This is a genomic window from Streptomyces hazeniae (genome assembly GCF_031845485.1).
In the GTDB taxonomy this organism is placed as follows: Bacteria; Actinomycetota; Actinomycetes; order Streptomycetales; family Streptomycetaceae; genus Streptomyces; species Streptomyces hazeniae.
The window spans coordinates 1-416 of the sequence record NZ_JAVREQ010000227.1 but is presented as its reverse complement, the minus strand read 5'-3'; the positions used below and the strand labels follow the sequence as shown (position 1 = coordinate 416).

The following is a 416-nucleotide window of genomic DNA, read 5'->3' as shown; positions in this document are numbered from 1 at the left end:
ACCTGGGCGAGGCCGGGGCCAGCCTGCTGATGCTGATAGCCAAGTCGAGACACAAGAAGCCGGAGAACGTCCGCCGCTACTTCAAGCCCTCGCCCGACGCCCTCGCTGAGATCATCAGCCTCCTCGCGCCGGGCGACAGCAGACGCTGATCGCGACGCCTGCTATGAGGTGGCGTAGGCCCACAGTTCGGTGCTGTGGTCACCGATGAGAACGCTGATGCGGGTCAGTACGTCGACCACGACAAGTACCGCCGCCTGGTCTGGGATCTCGGCGTGAAGCCGCGGATCGCCCGCAGGGGCACCGGGCATGACTCCGGGCTCGGCCCTCAACGCTGGGTCGTGGAGCGCGCGTTCGCCCACCTGCACTGGTTCCGCCGCCTGCGGATCCGCTGGGAGATCCGCGAAGCCTTCCTCACC

Annotated in this window: 2 pseudogenes; both read left to right on the top strand. The window is 67.5% G+C overall.

Annotated elements, in window-relative coordinates:
* A pseudogene (locus RM572_RS29460) lies at positions 1-149 on the top strand (site-specific integrase); the annotation flags it as partial.
* 63 nt (positions 150-212) lie between these two features.
* Positions 213-416: pseudogene (locus RM572_RS29455) on the top strand (IS5/IS1182 family transposase); the annotation flags it as partial.